The sequence below is a fragment of the Streptomyces sp. WZ.A104 genome, from assembly GCF_002382885.1.
Classification (GTDB): Bacteria; Actinomycetota; Actinomycetes; order Streptomycetales; family Streptomycetaceae; genus Streptomyces.
In genome coordinates, this window is sequence record NZ_NWVL01000003.1 from 1 (window position 1) to 20,748 (window position 20,748).

Here is a 20,748-nt window from a genome sequence, read left to right on the forward strand (position 1 = left end):
CGGCGGTGCCCGGGTCCCGGCCGCGGCGGGCGCGGACGCCCCGCCGCGCGACGCCTACGGCAGCGAAGCCCACAGCGGCGATCCCCACGGCCGCGACGCCTACGGGACCGGCCGCGACAGCACGCGCCCGCCCTCCGTGCCCGCCCAGCGCGGCGCCGCACCGCACGTCCACCAACAGCACCAGGGCGGGCAGCGACCGGAGCGGTACGCCGGAGATGGCGCCGGAACGCGCGCCGGAGGGAAGGCGCCCGGCGGCCGCCGCAAGGGGGCCATGCTCGCCGTCGGGGCCGTCGGCGCCCTGATCGTCGCGGTCGGCGCGGTGCTGCTCGCGCCGGGCGGCGACGACCCGGCCAAGGCCACCCCGCCCCCGTCGGCCGCCCCCACCACGGCCGCGCCCGAACTGCCCGTAGGCGTCGAGTGCAGCGGCACCGACTGCGCCGGGCAGGACCCGGAGGAGATGGGCTGCGGCGGCGATTTCGCCCGTACGGTGTCGAGCGCCGTGGTCGGCGGCAGCAAGGTCGAGGTCCGCTACAGCGAGGTCTGCTCCGCCGCCTGGGCCCGGCTCTCCGAGGCGGCGATCGGCGACACCGTACGGATCACCGCGGGCAAGGGCGCGCAGGACGGCGAGGTCATGGGGGACACCAAGGCGTACACCCCGATGGTCGCGGTGAAGAAGGCGAGCGACGCGAACGCCTGCGCGACGCTCACCTCCGGCACGAAGGGCTGCACCGACCCGGACGAGTGACGCCGGGGCCGGGGGCACGGCAGGTGACCGGTTGTGTGCGGTGCAACAGGGGGCCGGGCGGTCCCCCCTGCCCGGGTCCGATAGCCTGACCGCTGGATATCTCTTCACGTCAAGATTGGTCGGCGCGCGGAGACGTCCAGCACCAGGGTCCGGCACCAGGGGCCGGGACCCCCACCGCCAGCTGTCTAACGGAGACCGCCATGACCCGCACTCCCGTGAATGTCACCGTGACCGGCGCAGCCGGCCAGATCGGCTACGCGCTGCTCTTCCGCATCGCCTCCGGCCACCTGCTCGGCCCGGACGTGCCGGTCAACCTGCGCCTCCTGGAGATCCCGCAGGGCCTCAAGGCCGCCGAGGGCACCGCGATGGAGCTCGACGACTGCGCCTTCCCGCTGCTGCGCGGCATCGAGATCACCGACGACCCGAACGTCGGCTTCGCCGGTGCGAACGTCGCCCTGCTCGTCGGCGCCCGCCCGCGCACCAAGGGCATGGAGCGCGGTGACCTGCTCGCCGCCAACGGCGGCATCTTCAAGCCGCAGGGCAAGGCCATCAACGACAACGCCGCGGACGACATCAAGGTCCTCGTCGTCGGCAACCCGGCCAACACCAACGCGCTCATCGCGCAGGCCGCCGCCCCGGACGTACCGGCGGAGCGCTTCACCGCGATGACCCGTCTGGACCACAACCGCGCGATCTCGCAGCTGGCCGCCAGGACCGGTGCCGCCGTCTCCGACATCAAGAAGCTGACGATCTGGGGCAACCACTCGGCCACCCAGTACCCGGACATCTTCCACGCGGAGATCGCGGGCAAGAACGCCGCCGAGGTCGTCAACGACGAGGCGTGGCTGGCCGACACCTTCATCCCGACCGTCGCCAAGCGCGGCGCCGCGATCATCGAGGCCCGTGGCGCGTCCTCCGCCGCCTCCGCCGCCAACGCCGCCATCGACCACGTGCACACCTGGGTCAACGGCACCGCCGAGGGCGACTGGACCTCGATGGGCATCCCGTCGGACGGTTCCTACGGCGTCCCCGAGGGCATCATCTCCTCCTTCCCGGTCACCACGAAGGACGGGAAGTACGAGATCGTCCAGGGCCTGGACATCAACGAGTTCTCCCGTGCGCGCATCGACGCGTCGGTCAAGGAGCTCACCGAGGAGCGCGACGCGGTCCGCGAGCTCGGCCTGATCTGAGGTCCCTGCCCGCACCACGCCGACGGCCCCCGGCAGCGCACCCGCTGCCGGGGGCCGTCGGCGTCCTCACCGCAGTCGCTGTGCCGCCTCGCGTACCGCTGCCGCCGCGAGCCGCTGGAGGGCGGGGCCGAACGTGACCCGGGACGCGCCGAGTTCGCCCAGCCGGCGCACAGCGGTTGGCGAGTCCGGCGTGCCGATGGCGTTCAGCGGTACGGGGACGGCGGCGGCCAGCCGGGGCAGGTCATCGGGCGGGGCGGCGATCGGGTAGACGCAGTCGGCGCCCGCCGCCGCGTACCGCAGCGCCCGGCCGGTCGCGGCCGACGCCCGGTCCGTACCGGAAGGCGCCGCGTGGAGGTGGACGTCCACGCGGGCGTTCAGGAAGAGCCGGTCGCCCGCCGCCGCGCGGAAGCGGGCCAGCCGGTCGGCCTGGCGGTCCGGGTCCAGCAGGACGCCGTCGACGGAGTCCTCCAGGTTGCAGCCGACGGCCCCCGCCGCCAGCAGCCGGTCCACCAGCTCCTCCGGCTCCAGCCCGTAACCGGCCTCGACGTCCGCCGAGACGGGGACGGAGACCGCGCGGACGATCCGGGTCACGGCGGCGAACATCTCGTCCACCGGGGTCCGCCCGTCCTCGTGGCCCAGCGAGGCGGCGACGCCCGCGCTCGGGATCGCCAGCGCCGGGAACCCGGCCTCCTCCAGGGCCCGCGCGCTCGCCGCGTCCCACGGTCCCGGCAGGACCAGCGGATCGTCGGGGGCGCGGCCGTGGTGCAGCGCGCGGAACACGGCGGCCGGGTCGGCCATGGGGTTCTCCTCCTGGCTGTGGGCCTGGCTATGGGTGCGGGGCCGTCAGTGCTTGAAGTCGCCCGGCGTGTAGTGGCCCGGTGCGAGCCGTCCGGTGACGCCGAAGCGGTTCCAGGCGTTGATCACCGTGATGGCCGCGACCAGCTGGGCCAGTTCCGTCTCCTCGAAGTGCTCGGCGGCCTCCGCGTACACCTCGTCCGGGACGAAGCCGTCGGTGAGGACGGTGACCGCCTCGGTCAGGGCGAGCGCCGCCAGCTCCTTCCCGGTGTAGAAGTGCCGCGACTCCTCCCAGGCGCTGAGCTGGACGATCCGCTCGACCGACTCGCCCGCGGCGAGCGCGTCCTTCGTGTGCATGTCCAGGCAGAACGCGCACCGGTTGAGCTGCGAGGCCCGGATCTTCACCAGCTCGACCAGGACGGGGTCCAGCCCCTTCCGGGCCGCGATGTCGAGCCGGACCATCGCCTTGTAGACATCGGGGAGCAGCTCGGAGACGGAGAGGCGCGCCGGGTGCTCGGCCGCCCGGTCGGCGGGGGCGGCGGGGGCGGGGTGGTGTGCGTGCGGTGTGGTGGTCATGGGGACGACGCTACGGGCCCGATGGCTCGGCGGTATGGTCCATTTCCATGACCGATTCCTGGGCCAGTTTCGGTGCAGACCTGCATCTGGAGCCGGTCGGCACGGGTTTGCGCAGCGGGCTGATGGAGGCGCTGCGGGAAGCGGTGCGCAGCGGGCGGCTGGCCCCCGGAACCCGGCTGCCGTCCTCCCGGGCGCTCGCCGCCGACCTGGGCATCGCCCGTAACACGGTCGCCGACGCCTACGGCGAACTGGTCGCCGAGGGCTGGCTCACCGCCCGCCAGGGCTCCGGCACCCGGGTCGCCCAGCGGTCCGCGCCGCGCCGGACGCGGCCCCCGGCGGCCCCCGCCCGGCCGGTGCGGTCCGGGCCCGCGTACACCCTGAAGCCCGGCTTTCCCGACGTGTCCGCCTTCCCGCGCACCGCCTGGCTCCGGGCCGCCCGCAAGGCGCTCACCGCCGCGCCCGACGAGGCCTTCGGCTACGGCGATCCACGCGGGCGAGTCGAACTGCGCACGGCCCTGGCGGAGTACCTGGCGCGGGCGCGCGGGGTGCACGCCGACCCGGAGCGCATCGTGATCTGTTCCGGTTTCGTGCACGGGCTGGCGCTCCTGGGCCGGGTGCTGCGGCAGCGCCGGGTCCGGGAGGTCGCCGTCGAGTCCTACGGCCTCGGCTTCCATACGAACCTGCTCACCGATGCCGGGCTGCGCACCCCGTGCCTGCCGCTGGACGAACGCGGCTCCCGGACCGAGGAGCTGGCCGCGATGCGGGCCACGGGGGCGGTGCTCCTGACCCCGGCGCACCAGTTCCCCACCGGCGTACCCCTGCATCCGGACCGGCGGGCCGCAGCCGTCGACTGGGCCCGGGCCACCGGCGGGCTGATCCTGGAGGACGACTACGACGGGGAGTTCAGGTACGACCGGCAGCCGGTGGGCGCCCTCCAGGGCCTCGATTCGGAGCGGGTCGTCCATCTCGGCACCGCCAGCAAGTCGCTGGCCCCGGGGCTGCGCCTGGGCTGGATGGTGCTGCCCCGGAGCCTGGTGGGGGAGGTGGTGGCGGCGAAGGGTGTGTCCGAGTGGATGTCCGGCTCGCCCGACCAGCTGACGCTCGCGGAGTTCATCGCCTCGGGGGCGTACGACCGGCATGTGCGTTCCATGCGGCTGCGCTACCGCCGCCGTCGCGACCAGCTCGTCGCGGCGCTCGCGGAGCGCGCGCCGGGCATCGAGGTCAGCGGGATCGCGGCCGGACTGCACGCGGTCCTCGAACTCCCGGCGGGCGCCGAGCGTTCGGTGATCCAGGCGGCAGCCTTCCAGGGCCTGGCGCTGGAGGGCCTCGCGCGCTACCGCCACCCGGACGCCCCGGCCACCCGCGACGCCCTGGTGATCGGCTACGGCTCTCCGTCGGAGAGCGCCTGGGCGGGCACACTGGACGCGCTGTGCCGGGTGCTGCCCTGAGGGCTGTCGTCCCGTCACCCCTGGCGGGTGCACGACGACAGGCACGGCACCTCCCTGTTTCGAACCGGCCACCTGTCGAACTAGTCTGACAAGAGATCCGGCGCCCAGAAGGAAGCAGAGAGAAGCAGAGGGAAGAGGAAGGGCCGGATTCGATCACGTACCACGGGGGAGAACAGAACATGTCCAAGCGGAGGTTGAGGTCGAGCACGGTCGTGCTCGGCGGAATGGGGCTGCTCGCCCTGACGATCTCGTCCTGCGGATCGGAGCCGGACCGGCGGTGCGCCGACCGGATGACCCGTGAAACCCTGCCCAGCTACGAGTGCCGTGGCAGCGGCGGCGGTTCGGGAGGCAGCGGCGGCTCCGGTGGCGGCACCGGCCGCGGCTCGTACTACTACGGCGGCGACAGCTCGGACGGCAAAGTACAGGGCGGCAGTTTCGACAAGTCCGCGGTCGACCGCGGCGGCTTCGGCTGCGCCCGGTCCGGCGGGGGCTGACCGCCATGGAACGCCGCACCACGCAGCCGCGCCCCGGCTGGCAGGAGACCGTCGAGTCCCAGGGCGTCGTCTATCCGCTGACCCGCTACCCGGACGACTCGCTGCGCCCCTACTGGGACGAGAGCGCCTACTACGTCTTCTCGCTGCCCGAGGTCGAGGCCCTGGAGGAGACCGTCGAGGAACTGCACGCGATGTGCCTGGCCGCCGCCGCGCACATCGTGGAGCGGGACCGCTTCGCCGACCTCGGCATCACCGACCCGCGCCTCGCCCCCCTGGTCGCCGAGTCCTGGCGCCGCCGCGCCGAACTGCCCTCGGTCTACGGGCGGTTCGACCTGCGCTACGACGGGAGCGGCCCGGCGAAGATGCTGGAGTACAACGCCGACACCCCGACCTCGCTGGTGGAGGCGGCGAGCGCGCAGTGGTTCTGGATGGAGGACCGCTTCCCCGGTGCCGACCAGTGGAACTCCCTGCACGAGCGGCTGGTCGACGCCTGGAAGCGGCAGGCGCCCCTGCTGCCGCCGGGTCCGCTGCACTTCGCGCACTCGGACGGCGACGAGGCGGGCGAGGACCTGATGACGGTCGCGTATCTGCGCGAGACCGCCCAGCAGGCCGGGATCGACACCGAGGCGCTGTCCGTCGAGGAGATCGGCTGGGACCGGCTGTCGGGCCGGTTCGTCGACGACCGGCTGCGCTTCATCCGCAGCTGCTTCAAGCTCTACCCGTGGGAGTGGCTGGCCACGGACCGCTTCGGGCCGCAGGTGCTGGACACCCTCGACAACGGCGGCGGCAGCGGTACCACCTGCTGGATCGAGCCCGCCTGGAAGATGCTGCTCTCCAACAAGGCGCTGCTGGCGATCCTGTGGGAGCTCTACCCCGGCCATCCCAACCTGCTGCCCGCCTATCTCGACGGACCCCGCGAGCTGGCCGGGCCCGGCGGGGCCGGATACGTCTCCAAGCCGCTGCTCGGCCGGGAGGGCGCAGGCGTCGACCTGCACGGCCCCGGCTCGCCGCCCGTCCCGCGCGACGAGCCGTGCTGCTACCAGGAGCTGGCCCCGCTGCCCGACATCGACGGCAATCGGGTGGTGCTCGGCGCGTGGATCGTCGAGGACGAGGCGGCGGGGCTCGGCATCCGGGAGTCGTCGGGGCCGGTCACGGACGAGTACGCCCGCTTCCTGCCCCACGTCATCCTCTGAGGTCCTGAGGCTCCGCGACTCATGAGGGACCGGCTCAGGCGCTCAGCACCGCACGCAGCTTGTCCAGGCCCCAGTCCAGATCCTCCTTGCTGATCACCAGCGGCGGGGCGATCCGGACCGTGGAGCCGTGGGTGTCCTTCACCAGCACCCCCTGCTCCATCAGCCTCTCCGAGATCTCCCGGCCGGTGCCCAGCGCGGGCGCGATGTCGACGCCCGCCCACAGGCCCCGGCCGCGCACCGCCTCCACCGCGCCGCCGCCGACGAGCAGCCCCAGCTCGCGGTGGAGGTGGTCGCCCAGCTCGGCGGCCCGCTGCTGGTACTCACCGGTCCGCAGCATCGCGATCACCTCCAGCGCCACCGCGCACGCCAGCGGGTTCCCGCCGAACGTGGAGCCGTGCTCGCCGGGCCTGAAGACCCCGAGCACATCCGCCGAGGAGACGACCGCGGAGACCGGCACCACTCCGCCTCCCAGCGCCTTTCCCAGCACGTACATGTCCGGCACCACGCCCTCGTGCTCCAGCGCGAACGTCTTCCCGGTCCGGCCCAGGCCCGACTGGATCTCGTCCGCGACGAACAGCACGTTCCGCTCGCGGGTCAGCTCCCGCACCCCGGGCAGATAGCCGGCCGGCGGCACCAGCACCCCCGCCTCGCCCTGGATCGGCTCGATCAGCACCGCCACGGTGTTCTCCGTCATCGCCTCCCGCATCGCGGTGAGATCCCCGTACGGCACGATCTCGAACCCCGGTGTGTACGGGCCGAAGTCGGCCCGCGCCGCCGGGTCCGTGGAGAAGCTGACGATCGTCGTCGTGCGGCCGTGGAAGTTGTCCGAGGCCACGATGACCTTCGCCATCCCGTCCGGCACGCCCTTGACCCGGTAGCCCCACTTGCGGGCGGTCTTGACCGCCGTCTCCACGGCCTCCGCCCCGGTGTTCATCGGCAGCACCATCTCCATCCCGCACAGCTCGGCCAGCCGCGTGCAGAACTCGGCGAACCGGTCGTGGTGGAACGCCCGGGAGGTCAGCGTCACCCGGTCCAGCTGGGCTTTGGCCGCGTCGATGAGCCGGCGGTTGCCATGGCCGAAATTGAGCGCCGAATACCCGGCCAGCAGGTCCAGATACCGGCGGCCCTCGACATCGGTCATCCACGCACCGTCCGCCGAGGCGACGACGACCGGCAACGGGTGGTAGTTGTGCGCGCTGTGCGCCTCGGCGGAGGCGATGGCGGTTTCCGTGGTCGACACGGGATCTCCGTTCGTCGTGCGGCGTGGGCGCAGGGTGGTGCCCACTTTGTATCGTCGGTAGGATCCCGCGCCGGGAAACCTTCGCCGCCCGGCGTGCCCGCCGTCGCGCGCCCGGCGGCCGGAATGTGCCGTTCGTCTCAGCTGTGCGCTCCTGTGCCCCGGGATCGTGCGGGGACGCGCCCGGTATGCCCCGCACCGGCTGCCCGAGATGGCCCGGGCACCTGAGACAATGGGGCCATGGCTTCTGATCGCCCCTCGCTCCCCGCCGACCAGCCGCAGACGGGCCGCACCGGTGCGGCCGCCCGTCCGCGCGTGCTCTCCGGGATCCAGCCCACCGCAGGCTCGTTCCACCTCGGCAACTACCTGGGCGCGGTGCGCCAGTGGGTGGCGTTGCAGGAGTCCCACGACGCGTTCTACATGGTCGTGGACCTGCACGCGATCACGGTGCCGCAGGACCCCGCCGAGCTGCGGGCCAACACCCGCCTCGCCGTGGCGCAGCTGCTCGCCGCAGGACTGGACCCGGAGCGCTGCACGCTCTTCGTGCAGAGCCACGTACCCGAGCACGCCCAGCTCGGCTGGGTGATGAACTGCCTCACCGGCTTCGGCGAGGCCTCCCGGATGACGCAGTTCAAGGACAAGTCCGCCAAGCAGGGCGCCGACCGCGCGACCGTCGGCCTGTTCACCTACCCGGTGCTCCAGGTCGCGGACATCCTGCTCTACCAGGCGAACCAGGTCCCGGTGGGCGAGGACCAGCGCCAGCACATCGAGCTGACCCGCGACCTCGCGGAGCGGTTCAACGGCCGGTTCGGGCAGACGTTCACCATCCCGGCGCCGTACATCCTCAAGGAGACGGCGAAGATCTTCGACCTCCAGGACCCGGCGGTCAAGATGAGCAAGTCGGCCTCCACGCCGAAGGGCCTCATCAACCTCCTCGACGACCCGAAGGCCACGGCGAAGAAGGTCAAGAGCGCCGTCACCGACACCGACACGGTGATCCGCTTCGACGCCGAGAAGAAACCGGGTGTCAGCAACCTCCTCACGATCCTCTCCACCCTCTCCGGCAGCCCCGTCGAGGACCTGGAACGGGCGTACGAGGGCAAGGGCTACGGTGCGCTGAAGACCGACCTGGCCGAGGCCATGGTGGAATTCGTCACCCCCTTCCGGGCCCGCACCCAGGAATATCTGGACGACCCGGAGACGCTGGACTCCATCCTGGCCAAGGGAGCGGAGAAGGCCAGGGCCGTCGCCGCCGAGACCCTGGCGCAGACGTACGACCGGATGGGCTTCCTGCCCGCGAAGCACTGAGCCCAAGGGCCCTGGCGAGATCATGGCCGCAGGGGTCACACTTGCGGCGACAGGACGCGCGGGGCGGACACCCGGCCCGCGCGGCATGACCGAGAATCGACCATCGACGGTGGAGGAGAACGACGTGGGGACCGTAACGCTCGGCGTTTCGATCGCGGTCCCGGAGCCCTACGGCAGCCTGCTCCAGGAGCGCCGCGCGAGCTTCGGGGACCCTGCCGCCTTCGGCATTCCCACCCACGTCACCCTGCTCCCGCCGACCGAGGCACAGGCCGCCGACCTCCCGGCGATCGAGGCCCACCTCGACCGGATCGCCACGGCCGGCCGCCCGTTCCCGATGCGGCTCTCCGGCACCGGCACCTTCCGCCCGCTCTCGCCGGTCGTCTTCGTCCAGGTCGTCGAGGGCGCCTCGGCCTGCTCCTGGCTCCAGAAGCGGGTCCGGGACGCCTCCGGGCCACTGGTGCGCGAGCTCCAGTTCCCGTACCACCCGCATGTCACCGTCGCCCACGGCATCGCCGAGGAGGCGATGGACCGGGCCTACGAGGAGCTCGCCGCCTACGAGGCGGCCTGGACCTGCGACTCCTTCGCGCTGTACGAGCAGGGCCCGGACGCCGTGTGGCGCAAGATCAGGGACTTCCCGTTCGGCGCCGGGGGCGGCACGCCCGCCGTCCCCGCCCAGGGCGGCTATGTGGTCGACACGCCGTCCGCCGCGTCCCTGCGCCCCTGACCGACTCAGCCGTACGGCCCCGGGTCAGACCGGCAGCCGCCGGAACAGCGGCCGCGGGACGTGCCGCAGCGCTGTCATCACCACCCGGAGCGACCCGGGCACCCAGACCGTCTCCGAACGCCTCCGCAGCCCCGTGACGATCGCCCGCGCCACCTCCTCCGGGCCGGTGGCGAGCGGCTGCTCGGGCCGCCCCGCCGTGGCCCGCGTCCGGACGAAGCCGGGGCGTACCACCATCACCTGCACCCCGGTGCCCTGGAGCGCGTCGCCCAGCCCCTGCGCGAACGCGTCCAGGCCCGCCTTGCTCGACCCGTAGATGAAGTCCGCGCGCCGGGCACGCTCTCCGGCCACCGACGACAGCACCACCAGCGAACCGTGGCCCTGCGCCTGGAGTGCGCCGGCGCACACCAGTCCGGCGGAGACCGCTCCCGTGTAGTTGGTCTGGGCGACCCGGACCGCCGCCATCGGCCGCTCCTCGTCGCGCGCCTGGTCGCCGAGGACCCCGAAAGCCATCAGCACCACGTCGATGTCCCCCTCCGCGAACACCTTGCCGAGGACCACCTCGTGCGAGGCGGGGTCCAGTGCGTCGAAGCCGACGGTACGGACGTCCGCCCCGCGTCCGCGCAGTTCGGCGGCGGCCGCGTCCAGTGCGGGGGAGGGGCGCCCGGCCAGCCACACCCGCCGGGTCCGCAGGGCGATCAGGCGGCGCGCGGTGGCCAGGGCGATCTCGGAGGTGCCGCCGAGGACGAGCAGGGACTGCGGGGCACCGAAGGCATCCTTCACGGAACACTCCTGTTCAAGAGGGGCGGGGGGCGGGGTGCGGAGAGCGAGGGGTGGTCGTCCCGAGAGCGGGCTGGGCGCGGAGGACCAGGGGCGGACGTCGAGCGGTCGGGTCACAGCCCGAGTCGGCGCGACAGGTCGGAGCGGAACGCCCCCGTCGGGTCCAGCGCCTCCCGCAGCTCCCGGAACTCCGCCAGCCGCGGGTACATCGCGGCCGCGGTCTCCGGCCGCATCCGGGAATCGGCCGCCAGGCAGACCCGGCCCCCGGCGGCCGCCACCTCCTCGTCGAGCCCGTCCAGGAGGCGGGCGAGCGAGGGCAGGGCGGCGGGCAGATCGAGGGCGAGCGTCCAGCCGGGCGCGGGGAACGACAACAGACCCGGGTCCGCCGCCCCGAACCGCTGGAGCACCGCCCGCAGCGCGGGGGCCCGGTGCGCCGCGATCCGGCGCACCACCCGGTGCAGGGTCTCCTCCTGCCCATACCCGACCACGAACCGGTAGCGCACCAGGCCGCCCCGGGCGTGCAGCCGGTTGACGCCCGGGAGTGCGTCCAGGGCGTGGAAGAAGGCCGGGACCGGCCGCGGCTCCCCGGTCCGCGCGCGGGGCGCACTTCGGTAGCGGACCTCGTTGTAGAGGGCGGCGGAGGCGCGGCCGAGCGGTCCGTCGGGCAGCGACAGCAGACCGGCGGCCGGGAGCCCTCGGCCCCCCGCCGTGCCCGTGCGCGGGGCACGCAGAATGCGCCGGTCGTGCGCCGGGCGCACAAGCGGGGGTGCGTGCTCCCCTCGGGTGATGATTCCGCGCCCCGTCGCCCGGCCCCGGGCCAGCAGATCGACCCAGGCGGAGGCGTACGGCAGCCGGTCGCCGCCCGCCGTGAAGCGGGCCAGCAGGTCATCCAGGTCGTCGGCGCGCTCGGTGGAGACGGACATCAGCGAAGAGGCGACACGCCGGAGGCGGAGCGTGGCCGAGAGGATCACCCCGGTCAGCCCGAGGCCCCCGGCGGTCGCGTCGAAGAAGGCGGTGCCCGGCAGCACCGTACGCACCTCGCCGTCGGCGGTGAGCAGCTCCAGGGCACTGACGTGCCGGGCGAAGGAACCGGCCTCCCGGTGGTTGCGGCCGTGCACGTCGGAGCCGAACGCCCCGCCCACCGTGACCCTGCCGGTCTCCGGCAGCACCGGCGGGAACCAGCCGAGCGGCAGCAGCACCCGCAGCAGCCGGTCCAGGCGCACCCCCGCCTCGCAGCGCACGGTCCCGGCGACCGGGTCGACCGCGCCGATCCGGGCCAGGCCCGTCATGTCGAGCACCGAACCGCCCGCGTTCTGCGCCGCGTCGCCGGGCGCCCGGCCGAGCCCGCGCGCGATGGCGCCCCGGGGGCCCCGGCCGCGGACGACGGTCGCCGCCTCCTCGTACGTACGCGGGCGGAACCGCACGGCGGTCGTCGGGGCGGTGCGGCCCCAGCCGGTCAAGGACACCGTGTCGACGGACATGGGGGTGACCGTATCGTCCGGTAAACCCCATTCGAGGCATTGGTGAATTCGCTCACCGGAACGGGTGATGCTCACCGGAACGGGTGATGGAGGGAGTGTCACCCCCGCGTGCCGGGGAACTCCCCCACCCGTCGGGAAGAGTCCAGGGCGGGCCGCTGGTGTTCCGGGCCCAGGAGGGTACGCGGTAGGTCATGGACTGGCTCAAGAAACTCCCGGTCATCGGGCCCCTGGTCACCCGGCTGATGGAGACGCACGCGTGGCGTTCCTACGAGACGCTGGACCGGGTCCACTGGGCCAGGCTGGCGGCGGCGATCACCTTCATCAGCTTTCTGGCCCTCTTCCCGCTGATCGCGGTCGGCGCGGCGATCGCCGCCGCGCTGCTGAGCGACAAGCAGCTCGCCACCATCAAGGACAAGCTCGCCGAGCAGGTGCCCGGCATCTCCGACCAGCTGGGCATCGACGGTCTGGTCGCCAACGCGGGCACGGTCGGTCTGGTGGCCGGTGCGCTGCTGCTGTTCACCGGTGTCGGCTGGGTCGGCTCGATGCGGGAGTGCCTGCGCGCGGTCTGGGAGCTGGACGACGTCCAGGAGGCCAACCCGGTCGTCGCCAAGCTGAAGGACACGGTGCTGCTGGTCGGCCTCGGCGGCGCGGCGCTCGCCACCCTGGCGGTCTCCACGGTCGGCTCGACGGCCGTCGGCTGGACCGCCGACCAGCTCGGCATCTCCGGGGGAGGGGCGGGCGGCGTGCTGCTCCGGGTGGCGGCCCTGGCGGTCGCGGTCGTCGCCGACTTCCTGCTGATGCTCTACCTGCTGACGCTGCTGCCCGGGGTCCAGCCGCCCCGGCGGCGGCTGGTGGTCGCGGCGCTGCTCGGCGCGGCCGGCTTCGAACTGCTCAAGCTGTTGCTCGGCAGCTATATGAAGGGCGTCGCGGGCAAGAGCATGTACGGCGCGTTCGGCGTCCCGATCGCGCTGCTCCTGTGGATCAACTTCACCGCCAAGCTGCTGCTTTTCTGCGCCGCCTGGACGGCGACCGGCAGCAAGGGCGGGAGCGAGGGGGAGGGCGAGAGAGAGGACGATGGCCGTCGCGAGGAGCCGGAGCCCGGAGGCTCGACCCGAGCGGCCTGAGCGACAGCCCGGCCGGGCCGTCCCACACGGGGCGGCCCGGCCCGGGCGTCAGCGGCGGGGCAGCCGCAGCGGCCAGCGCCGGTTGACCAGGAACACCCCGCCCGCCAGGACCACCAGCACTCCGCCGACGACCGCCAGGGCGATCCCGACGCCGCTGGAGCCGCCGGCCGCCGACGCGTGCGCGGCCTCCGCCTGGCCCCCGGAGCCCTGGTCCGCCCCGGCGGCGGGCTGCGCGCCCTTGCCGCCGGTCGTGGTCCCGCTCCCGGTGTCGATGGACTTCGGGGGCACGAGCTCGCCGACCGGGGTCACCTTGCCGCTCGCGGCGAAGCCCCAGTCGAGCAGCTTCGCGGCCTCCTTGTAGACGGCGTGGCTCTCCTCCTGCGACGGGTTCATGACCGTCACCAGGAGCACCCTGCCATTGCGCTCGGCGATGCCGGTGAAGGTGTTGCCCGCGTGGGTGGTGTAGCCGTTCTTGACGCCCGCGATGCCCTTGTACGGGTCCACGCCGATGCCCCCGGTGATCAGCCGGTTGGTGTTCTGGATCTCGAAGGTCTCGCGCTTCTTCCCCTTCTTCTTCTCGCCGGGGAAGTCGGCCGACGCCGTCGCCGCGTACTCGCGGAAGTCCTTCTTCTGCATCCCGCTGCGCGCGATCAGGGTCAGGTCGTAGGCGCTGGAGACCTGGCCGGGCGCGTCGTACCCGTCCGGTGAGACCACCTTGGTGTCCAGCGCCTGGAGCTCCTCGGCGTGCTTCTGCATGGCGGACACCGTCTGGGGCATGCCGCCGTACATCTGCGCCAGCACGTGCACAGCGTCGTTGCCCGAGCGCAGGAAGACACCCAGCCACAGGTCGTGGACCGTATAGGTGTGGTCCTCCTTGATCCCGACGAGGCTGCTGCCCTCACCCACCGCCGCCAGGTCACTGTCCGTCACCTTGTGGGTCAGGGTGGTGGGCTGGAGCGCCGGAAGGAGCGTGTCGGCGAACAGCATCTTCATCGTGGAGGCGGGCGGCAGCCGCCAGTGGGCGTTGTGCGCCGCCAGCACGTCCCCCTTCTCCGCGTCCGCCACGATCCACGACCGGCCGGTCAGCCCCTTGGGCAGCACCGGCGCACCCGGGCCCAGGGCGACCTGGGTACCGGGCTTGCCGAGCCGCTCGCCGCCGAGGCTCGACATCGTGCCCGGCGGCTTGGGCTGCTTGTCGTCACTCTTGTCCTTGTCGGCCGCCGAGGCGGGACTGAGGACCAAACCGGACAGCAGAACGGCGGAGGTGACCGTCAGGGCGATCTTTTTCAGAGCAGGCACGGTCGGAAACGTACAGGGCGAAGATGTGGATGCGGACCCGGAGCGGCTGACCCGCCGCAGGGACCGCCGGGACGGCCGTGTCCGGACACCACCCCGGGCGAGGGTGCCGGAGGGCAGCGGCGATACTGGACCCATGAAGCTCAGCCGCCCCGCCTCCTGGTTCCTGCTCGTGTTCGGGGTGTGGAGCTGGTTCATCTGGATCACTTTCGTCAAGAACCTGTGGCAGGACGGCAGCGGGCTCGCCTTCGACGACGCGGGCGAACCGACCGGGTACTTCTGGGTGCACCTGCTGCTCGCCATCACGTCCTTTCTTCTGGGGACGGCGGTCGGCGCGATCGGGTTGCGTGGTGTCCGGGCATTGCGCGACGAGCGCACTGACGAGGACGAGAAGGCGTAGGTAGGCACGGATGGCAGCAGTGGTGTTCGCGCTCGTGGCGCTCGTGGTGCTGGCGCTGCTCGCCGCCGTGCACCGCTATGTGTGGCGCCGCTTCGTCGGCGACACGACCGCCCCCGGCAGCACGATGCGCAAGGCTGGCACGGCCGCCGCGTTCGTGCTGCCGCTGCTGAGTGTCGGAGCCATGACCTCCGGCCGGATCGGCGCGCCCTTCTGGCTCCAGCAGGTGCTGGCCTGGCCGGGCTTCCTGTGGCTGGCCTGCCTGCTGTACCTGACGCTGGCGCTGTTCGTGGGCGAGCTCGTGCGTCCGGTGCTCCTGAGAGTCCTCGCGCGGCGCGACAAGGCGGCGGCGCAGCCGGTCACCGAGCGTCCGGCGCCCGAAATCGGAAGACCTTCCGGGACCACTGCCGAGGTCCCGGGTGAGACCCGCCCCCGTACGGAAGAGCTCGTTCCGGTCGCCTCCGTCGGCGCCCCCACCTCATCGGAAGCCTCCGTACGTACGACCCCGGAGACCGCACCGGAACCGGAAGCCAAACCGGAACGGGTACCGGAATCGGAACCGGAGCGCCCGGCGGCCCCCGGCCCGTCCCGCCGTCTCTTCGTCTCCCGGGTCGTCGGCGGCGCGGCGGCCGCCGCCGGGCTCGCCACCGTCGGGTACGGGACCCACAACGTGCTGCGCGGGCCGAGCGTCAAGCGGATCTCCGTGCCGCTGGCCAGACTGCCCCGCGCCGCCCACGGCTTCCGCATCGCCGTGGTCAGCGACATCCACATCGGCCCGATCCTCGGCCGCGCCCACACCCGTCGCATCGTCGACACGATCAACGCGACCTCGCCCGATCTGGTCGCCGTCGTCGGGGACCTCGTCGACGGGTCCGTGGCGGACCTGGGCTCCGCCGCCGAACCGCTGTCCGCCCTGCGGGCCCGGCACGGAAGCTACTTCGTCACCGGCAACCACGAGTACTTCTCCGGCGCCGAGCAGTGGGTCGACCACGTCCGCGAACTGGGGCTGATCCCGCTGGAGAACGCCCGCGTCGAGATCGACGGCTTCGATCTCGCCGGGGTCAACGACGTGGCGGGCGAGACCGAGGGCCAGGGCCCCGACTTCGTCCGTGCGCTGGGCGACCGGGACCGCGCCCGGGCCGCCGTCCTCCTCGCCCACCAGCCGGTCGTCATCCACGACGCCGTCGAGCACGGCGTCGACCTCCAGCTCTCCGGCCATACCCACGGCGGCCAGCTCTGGCCCGGCAACTACCTCGCCGAGCTGGCCAACCCCACCGTCGCCGGGCTCGAACGCTACGGGGACACCCAGCTCTTCGTCTCGCGCGGCGCGGGCGCCTGGGGGCCGCCGGTCCGGGTCGGCGCCCCGGCCGACATCACCGTCGTGGAGCTCGCTTCCCGCCAGGCGTAGACCGGACGCGCTCAGACACGTTGCGGGTGCGATCTCCCGTTCGACGTCCGGATGTCCGACGTCATGAAATCCGCACCGCAGCGTCACCGTCAGCGACGAAGAACCGCAGGTGGGAGGCGGGAAACGGCCTTTTCGGACAGGGTGCGTCGCAGGTGTCCAACAAAAGGCTGTGAGAGCCCTATTTACTCTTCCAGATGTGAAAATCGTGTGATTGGGTAAGCGCGAGTGTGCGGCGGTGTGCGTGTCTTGGCGCAACTGCCGAGGTGGGGCTGGTAAGGGAGAGCACGGCAATGCGGTCGGTCCGGGTACGGATTCTCGCGATTTTCGCGGTTTTGGTCATCGCAGGCGTCGGCGCCTGGCAACTCCTCCCCTCCGGGGGGGCGAAGTCCGACGCGGTGACGATCGGTACATCGGACGAGGTGACATCACTTGACCCGGCCGGCGCCTACGACGCGGGTTCCTGGGCGATCTACAGCAACCTCTACCAGTCGCTGATGACCTTCAAGGCCGGGGCGGTCACGCCGGAGCCGGACGCCGCCGAGAGCTGCGGCTTCATCGGGCAGAAGCTTCAGACGTACCAGTGCAAGCTCCGCGACGACCTGACGTTCTCCAACGGCAGGAAGGTCACCGCCGAGGACGTCACGTTCTCCTTCGAGCGGCTGCTGCGGATCAACTCCGACGTCGGCCCGGCAGGGCTGTTCCCGACCCTCGACACCGTGGTCGCCGAGGGGCGCACGATCACCTTCAACCTGTCCGGGAGGGACGCGACCTTCCCGCAGAAGCTCGCGACCGGCGCCGGGGCGATCGTCGATTCGACGAAGTACCCCGAGGACAAGCTCCGTACGGGCAACGAGGTCGACGGCTCGGGCCCGTACGCCCTGAAGTCGTACGAGTCGGGCTCGCGCGCCGAGCTGGTGCCCAACCTGAAGTACAAGGGCGCGCTCAAGAAGACCGGCGAGGCCGTCACCATCCGCTACTACAAGAGCTCCGAAGAGCTCCTGTCCGCGTGGAACAGCGGCGAGATCGACGTCACCCACCGCCAGCTTCCGCCGGCCCGCCTCTCCGCGCTGAACCCCAACGACCCGGACCTGCGGGTGACCGAGGCGGACAGCGCCGAGATCCGCAACATCATCTTCAACGTCCGCGACGACTCGCCGTTCTCGGACAAGCGGGTCCGCCAGGCCGTCGCCGCGATCATCGACCGCGGGCCGCTGGTCCGGGAGGTCTACCAGAGCACCGTCGAGCCGCTGTACTCGCTGATCCCGCAGGGCTTCATCGGGCACAGCACCCCCTTCTTCGACGCCTACCCGTCGTCCGACCCCCAGCGTGCGAAGGAGCTGCTCCAGCAGGCCGGTGTCGAGACGCCGGTGTCGATCAACTTCGCCTACCGGGCGGACGACGCGTACACGAAGGAGACCGCCGAACTGCGGCGGCAGCTGGAGAAGGACGGGCTGTTCAAGGTCTCGGTCAAGGCCGTCGAGTGGACGAAGTACCAGAAGGGGTACGCGGCCGGTGAGTACGACATGTACACCGTCGGCTGGCTCCCCGACTTCCCGGACCCCGACACCTTCAGCCAGCCGCTCGTCGGCACCGGCAACGTCCTGCACAGCGGCTACTCCAGCAAGCGCATGGACAAACTGATCGCCGCCACGCAGCAGTTCAGCGACCGCAGCCGGACCGCGAACGACTTCAAGGACATGCAGTCCCTGGTCGGCGAGGAGGTCCCGCTGCTGCCGCTGTGGCAGAAGAAGGACTACGTCGTCGCGAAGTCCGACGTCGCGGGCTCGCAGTACCTCTCCGACGGCACCGGCGTCTGGCGGCTGTGGGAGCTGGGCCGGATCTGATCCGACCTGATCTGGGATCTGGCCTGATCCGTCCGATCGGGTCAGTCCTCCGACGGCCGGGGCTTCGCCCCGGCCGTCGCCGCATCCGGCAGGAACTCCACCAGCAGCCCGTGGACCTGCCGCACGAGCGGGCGCAGCACCCGGAACCGGGAGAGTGCGATCGCCCGTGCGGCGATCGGCGCGGTGCGCTCGACGAGCCGGCGGCTGCGCTCGGTGCCCTCCGAGCGGTCGTACACCCAGAACAGCACCAGCCCCATCTGCATCAGCCACATCAACTGCGGCAGCAGCGGGGCGAGTTCCGGGTCGCTCTTGACGTCCGCCCCGGCGATGCAGCGCTCGTGGATGGAGATCGCCGCGTCGCGGGCGGCCGCCGAGTCCTCGGAGAACGGGGAGAGCGGGCTGTCCGGGTCGGCCGCGTTCTTGAAGAACTGGGCGGCGAACCGGTGGTACGGCTCCGCCACGTCCAGCCAGCCGAGCAGCACCCCCCGGATGCGTACGGTCAGATCCTTGTCGCCCTCCAGCACGGGCCCGATCGCCGCGGCGTGTTCGGCGGCGATCCGGTCGTAGAAGCCCTGGACCAGGTGCTCCTTGGAGGAGAAGTAGTAATACGCGTTCCCGACCGAGACGCCCGCCTCCTGGGCGATGGCCCGCATGGTGGTCCGGTCGTAGCCGCGCTCGGCGAAGAGCCGGAGCGCCGTCTCAAGGATCAGCGTGCGGGTCTGCTCGCTCTTCGCGGCCTTGGCCGGCCTGTTCTCCTGCACGTTCTTCTCTTCCTTCACCACGGGCACCAGGTTAACGGTGGGCCCCGTGCCGCCCGGTCGGCACGGGGCACCCCGCACCCTGGGGCGCGCAGCGCGGGGCCGCCATCGAGCGGTAGCGGGCGGCGGCCAGCACGGTGCCCCGGGCGAACGGCCGCCCCGCCGGGGTGGTCAGCCAGTGGGCCCTGGAGCGGTACTTGGCGAGTGCCCAGAGGCAGACGATCCAGGCGGAGGTCTCCCGGTAGACCTGGCCCAGATCGCCGACCACGGTGATCTCGGCGAGCGTCGCCGTGTGGTCCAGCTCCGGGAACCGCCGCCGGGCCTCGGCCGATCCGGCCGGTACGAGATCCAGCGGGACGAGCTGCCGCTGCCGCTGGAGCCAGTGGCGCAGGTGGACGCAGAGCGGGCACTGAGCGTCGTAGAGCACGGTGAGTCGGCGGACCGGGGCGCAGGGCGCGGTGGCGGTCACCGGACTCACTGCCCGGGTGCGGGTGCGGGTGCGGGTGCGGGCGTGGTCCAGGGGCCCTGGGGGCCCGGGGGCGTCCAGCCCTGCGGCGGTACGGGCGGGGTCTGCTCGCGCTCCAGGGCGCTGCGGCGGCGGATGCGGCTGAGCGCGTACACATTGCCCAGGTGCATCACGCCGAGCACCAGCAGGACCACGCCGACCTTCACCGAGAGCGCCTCGAACAGCTCGCGGGCGTCCCGGACGCCGTCGGCGTTCTTCAGGTAGAGCGCGACGAATCCCAGGTTGACCAGGTAGAAGCCGACCACCAGCAGGTGGTTGACGGCGTCGGCGAGCTTCTCGTTCCCGTGCAGCACGTCGGCGAGGAAGATCCGGCCGTTGCGACTGAGGGTGCGGGCGACCCAGACGGTGAGCGCCACGCTGATGGCCAGGTAGATGACGTACGCGACAACAGTGAGGTCCATGCCCCACCCTCCTTTGAACGCGTTCAAAAGTGTTTGCGGGCATGACTGTAGACCCCTTCTTGAACATGTTCAAGAAGGGGTCTGTGAAGGATCAGAGAGTCTTGGGCTCCGCCGGCTCGGTCAGCTCGCCCGGCTCGGTCAGCGCGTCGGCGATCTCCGCGCGCAACGCCTCACCGTGCAGCGGTGTCAGCTCGGCGATCGTGGTGTTCCACTCCCGCGCCGCACTCTCCACCGCCTCCCGGCCCCCCGCTCCACCGGCGGCCTCCTCGAGCCAGCCCCGGCCCAGGGCGGCGACGGTGACCGTGTGCGAGAAACGCGCCATGGCCGGGCCCGGGGCTCAGACGCTCATGGACCGGGCCGTGTTGAGCTGGCCCATGACCGCCGGGAAGGTGTGCGGTCCCATGGCCGGGATCATCGTGGAGTGGTGACGGCCGCCGCTGGTCACCGTGACCTGGACGAAGCCGGTCGTTCGCTTCTCCTTCATCAGCAGGAACAGCAGACCGATCAGGCAGAACAACGCGAAGATGATCGCCAGCACGATCGCGTGCGGCGGGATCTTCTCCTCCGTACGCGACATGTCCGTCGCCGTCCAGATCGCACCCCTGAGGGGCATCGGCCCGGACGGGGTGACGATCGAGTCGCTCATGACGGTGATGTCGCCGATCGACAGCACCGGGACCGGGGCACCGCCCTGGCCGGGGACGGGCGCGCCCTGCGGTGCGGGGAGGTACTGCCCGGGCAGGGTCGGCTGGGCGGGGTTCGGGTAGCCGTAACCGGGGCCGGGCTGCACCGCGGACTCGGGCAGCGGCTGCGGATAGCCGTACGCGGGAGCACCGCCCGGGGCCGGGTAGCCGTAGCCCTGGCCCTCCGCGACGGTCGGCGGGTGGGCCGGCTGCTGGGGCGGGCCCCACTTGTACGCGTCGCCCGCGGACGGATTCGGCTCGCTCACGAGGATCCCCGTTCTCTTGCTTCGGTCTTGAGCTCCGCTGACCGTACCGTCCGCACCGGCCCCGCGCAGCAACAGGC

22 protein-coding genes are annotated in these 20,748 nt (G+C 72.2%); 11 read left to right on the forward strand and 11 right to left on the reverse strand.

Translation table 11 applies throughout. The features are described from left to right. On the forward strand, positions 1-745 hold a 745-nt coding region (locus CIB93_RS02110; RefSeq protein ID WP_143659972.1), incomplete at its 5' end, for a DUF2690 domain-containing protein. 200 nt (positions 746-945) lie between these two features. Continuing rightward, entirely contained in the window at positions 946-1,935 is a 990-nt protein-coding gene (locus CIB93_RS02115) for a malate dehydrogenase (protein WP_096623434.1), read from the forward strand. 66 nt (positions 1,936-2,001) lie between these two features. Here CIB93_RS02115 and CIB93_RS02120 read toward each other — a convergent pair whose 3' ends face one another. Then, the gene (locus CIB93_RS02120; protein WP_096623436.1) at positions 2,002-2,733 is read right to left on the reverse strand and encodes an isocitrate lyase/phosphoenolpyruvate mutase family protein; all 732 of its coding nucleotides are present in this window, start codon (positions 2,731-2,733) and stop codon (positions 2,002-2,004) included. Positions 2,734-2,778: 45 nt separating this feature from the next. Continuing rightward, the gene (locus CIB93_RS02125; RefSeq protein ID WP_096623438.1) at positions 2,779-3,306 is read right to left on the reverse strand and encodes a carboxymuconolactone decarboxylase family protein; all 528 of its coding nucleotides are present in this window, start codon (positions 3,304-3,306) and stop codon (positions 2,779-2,781) included. 47 nt (positions 3,307-3,353) lie between these two features. On the opposite strand from CIB93_RS02125, the gene CIB93_RS02130 reads away from it, so the two are divergent. The 3 genes from CIB93_RS02130 to CIB93_RS02140 all read left to right on the forward strand — a co-directional run bounded on the left by CIB93_RS02130 (position 3,354) and on the right by CIB93_RS02140 (position 6,441). Then, positions 3,354-4,754: a PLP-dependent aminotransferase family protein gene (locus CIB93_RS02130; protein WP_096623440.1), complete on the forward strand. Its 1,401-nt coding sequence runs from the start codon at positions 3,354-3,356 to the stop codon at positions 4,752-4,754. A gap of 179 nt (positions 4,755-4,933) precedes the next feature. Continuing rightward, complete coding sequence (locus tag CIB93_RS02135) at positions 4,934-5,248, forward strand: hypothetical protein (protein WP_096623442.1); 315 nt, start codon at positions 4,934-4,936, stop codon at positions 5,246-5,248. A gap of 5 nt (positions 5,249-5,253) precedes the next feature. Next, the gene (locus CIB93_RS02140) at positions 5,254-6,441 is read left to right on the forward strand and encodes a glutathionylspermidine synthase family protein (RefSeq protein ID WP_096623444.1); all 1,188 of its coding nucleotides are present in this window, start codon (positions 5,254-5,256) and stop codon (positions 6,439-6,441) included. A gap of 34 nt (positions 6,442-6,475) precedes the next feature. Here CIB93_RS02140 and rocD read toward each other — a convergent pair whose 3' ends face one another. Beyond that, positions 6,476-7,681, reverse strand: coding sequence for an ornithine--oxo-acid transaminase (gene rocD / locus CIB93_RS02145; RefSeq protein WP_096623446.1), 1,206 nt, complete (start codon positions 7,679-7,681; stop codon positions 6,476-6,478). A 312-nt stretch (positions 7,682-7,993) separates the two neighbouring features. On the opposite strand from rocD, the gene trpS reads away from it, so the two are divergent. Both trpS and CIB93_RS02155 read left to right on the forward strand, forming a co-directional pair. Then, on the forward strand, positions 7,994-8,986 hold the full coding sequence (trpS, locus tag CIB93_RS02150; RefSeq protein WP_096623694.1) for a tryptophan--tRNA ligase: 993 nt from the start codon (positions 7,994-7,996) through the stop codon (positions 8,984-8,986). 124 nt (positions 8,987-9,110) lie between these two features. Beyond that, positions 9,111-9,710 (forward strand): 2'-5' RNA ligase family protein, encoded by a 600-nt coding sequence (locus tag CIB93_RS02155; RefSeq protein WP_096623448.1) that lies wholly within the window; start codon positions 9,111-9,113, stop codon positions 9,708-9,710. A 24-nt stretch (positions 9,711-9,734) separates the two neighbouring features. Here CIB93_RS02155 and CIB93_RS02160 read toward each other — a convergent pair whose 3' ends face one another. Both CIB93_RS02160 and CIB93_RS02165 read right to left on the reverse strand, forming a co-directional pair. After that, positions 9,735-10,490 (reverse strand): decaprenylphospho-beta-D-erythro-pentofuranosid-2-ulose 2-reductase, encoded by a 756-nt coding sequence (locus CIB93_RS02160; RefSeq protein WP_096623450.1) that lies wholly within the window; start codon positions 10,488-10,490, stop codon positions 9,735-9,737. Between the two features lie 110 nt (positions 10,491-10,600). Further along, positions 10,601-11,968: an FAD-binding oxidoreductase gene (locus tag CIB93_RS02165; protein WP_096623452.1), complete on the reverse strand. Its 1,368-nt coding sequence runs from the start codon at positions 11,966-11,968 to the stop codon at positions 10,601-10,603. A gap of 191 nt (positions 11,969-12,159) precedes the next feature. Between CIB93_RS02165 and CIB93_RS02170 the strand changes: the two genes are divergently transcribed. After that, positions 12,160-13,092 (forward strand): YihY/virulence factor BrkB family protein, encoded by a 933-nt coding sequence (locus CIB93_RS02170; protein WP_096623454.1) that lies wholly within the window; start codon positions 12,160-12,162, stop codon positions 13,090-13,092. A gap of 48 nt (positions 13,093-13,140) precedes the next feature. Here the strand turns inward: CIB93_RS02170 and CIB93_RS02175 are convergent, their stop codons facing one another. Then, the gene (locus CIB93_RS02175) at positions 13,141-14,391 is read right to left on the reverse strand and encodes a D-alanyl-D-alanine carboxypeptidase family protein (RefSeq protein ID WP_096623456.1); all 1,251 of its coding nucleotides are present in this window, start codon (positions 14,389-14,391) and stop codon (positions 13,141-13,143) included. 133 nt (positions 14,392-14,524) lie between these two features. Between CIB93_RS02175 and CIB93_RS38580 the strand changes: the two genes are divergently transcribed. The 3 genes from CIB93_RS38580 (at position 14,525) to CIB93_RS02190 (ending at position 18,037) form a co-directional block, all read left to right on the forward strand. Beyond that, positions 14,525-14,788, forward strand: coding sequence for an SCO4848 family membrane protein (locus tag CIB93_RS38580; protein WP_096623458.1), 264 nt, complete (start codon positions 14,525-14,527; stop codon positions 14,786-14,788). Positions 14,789-14,807: 19 nt separating this feature from the next. Then, a complete protein-coding gene (locus CIB93_RS02185) occupies positions 14,808-16,193 on the forward strand; it encodes a metallophosphoesterase (protein WP_096623460.1) in 1,386 nt (461 codons plus the stop codon). A gap of 290 nt (positions 16,194-16,483) precedes the next feature. Further along, the gene (locus CIB93_RS02190) at positions 16,484-18,037 is read left to right on the forward strand and encodes an ABC transporter substrate-binding protein (RefSeq protein WP_096623462.1); all 1,554 of its coding nucleotides are present in this window, start codon (positions 16,484-16,486) and stop codon (positions 18,035-18,037) included. Between the two features lie 41 nt (positions 18,038-18,078). On the opposite strand, the gene CIB93_RS02195 is transcribed toward CIB93_RS02190, so the two are convergent. From CIB93_RS02195 to CIB93_RS02215, 5 genes are all read right to left on the reverse strand, one after another. Then, positions 18,079-18,819 carry a TetR/AcrR family transcriptional regulator gene (locus CIB93_RS02195; RefSeq protein ID WP_096623464.1) on the reverse strand — a complete coding sequence of 247 codons (741 nt, stop codon included), beginning with the start codon at positions 18,817-18,819 and terminating at the stop codon, positions 18,079-18,081. Between the two features lie 10 nt (positions 18,820-18,829). Continuing rightward, positions 18,830-19,273 carry a thiol-disulfide oxidoreductase DCC family protein gene (locus CIB93_RS02200; protein WP_096623466.1) on the reverse strand — a complete coding sequence of 148 codons (444 nt, stop codon included), beginning with the start codon at positions 19,271-19,273 and terminating at the stop codon, positions 18,830-18,832. Continuing rightward, entirely contained in the window at positions 19,270-19,722 is a 453-nt protein-coding gene (locus CIB93_RS02205) for a hypothetical protein (RefSeq protein WP_096623468.1), read from the reverse strand. Before CIB93_RS02205 ends, CIB93_RS02200 begins: the two co-directional genes overlap by 4 nt. A gap of 91 nt (positions 19,723-19,813) precedes the next feature. Further along, positions 19,814-20,044 carry a hypothetical protein gene (locus CIB93_RS02210; RefSeq protein WP_096623470.1) on the reverse strand — a complete coding sequence of 77 codons (231 nt, stop codon included), beginning with the start codon at positions 20,042-20,044 and terminating at the stop codon, positions 19,814-19,816. Between the two features lie 15 nt (positions 20,045-20,059). Then, on the reverse strand, positions 20,060-20,671 hold the full coding sequence (locus CIB93_RS02215) for a hypothetical protein (protein ID WP_096623472.1): 612 nt from the start codon (positions 20,669-20,671) through the stop codon (positions 20,060-20,062). Positions 20,672-20,748 lie beyond the last annotated feature (77 nt).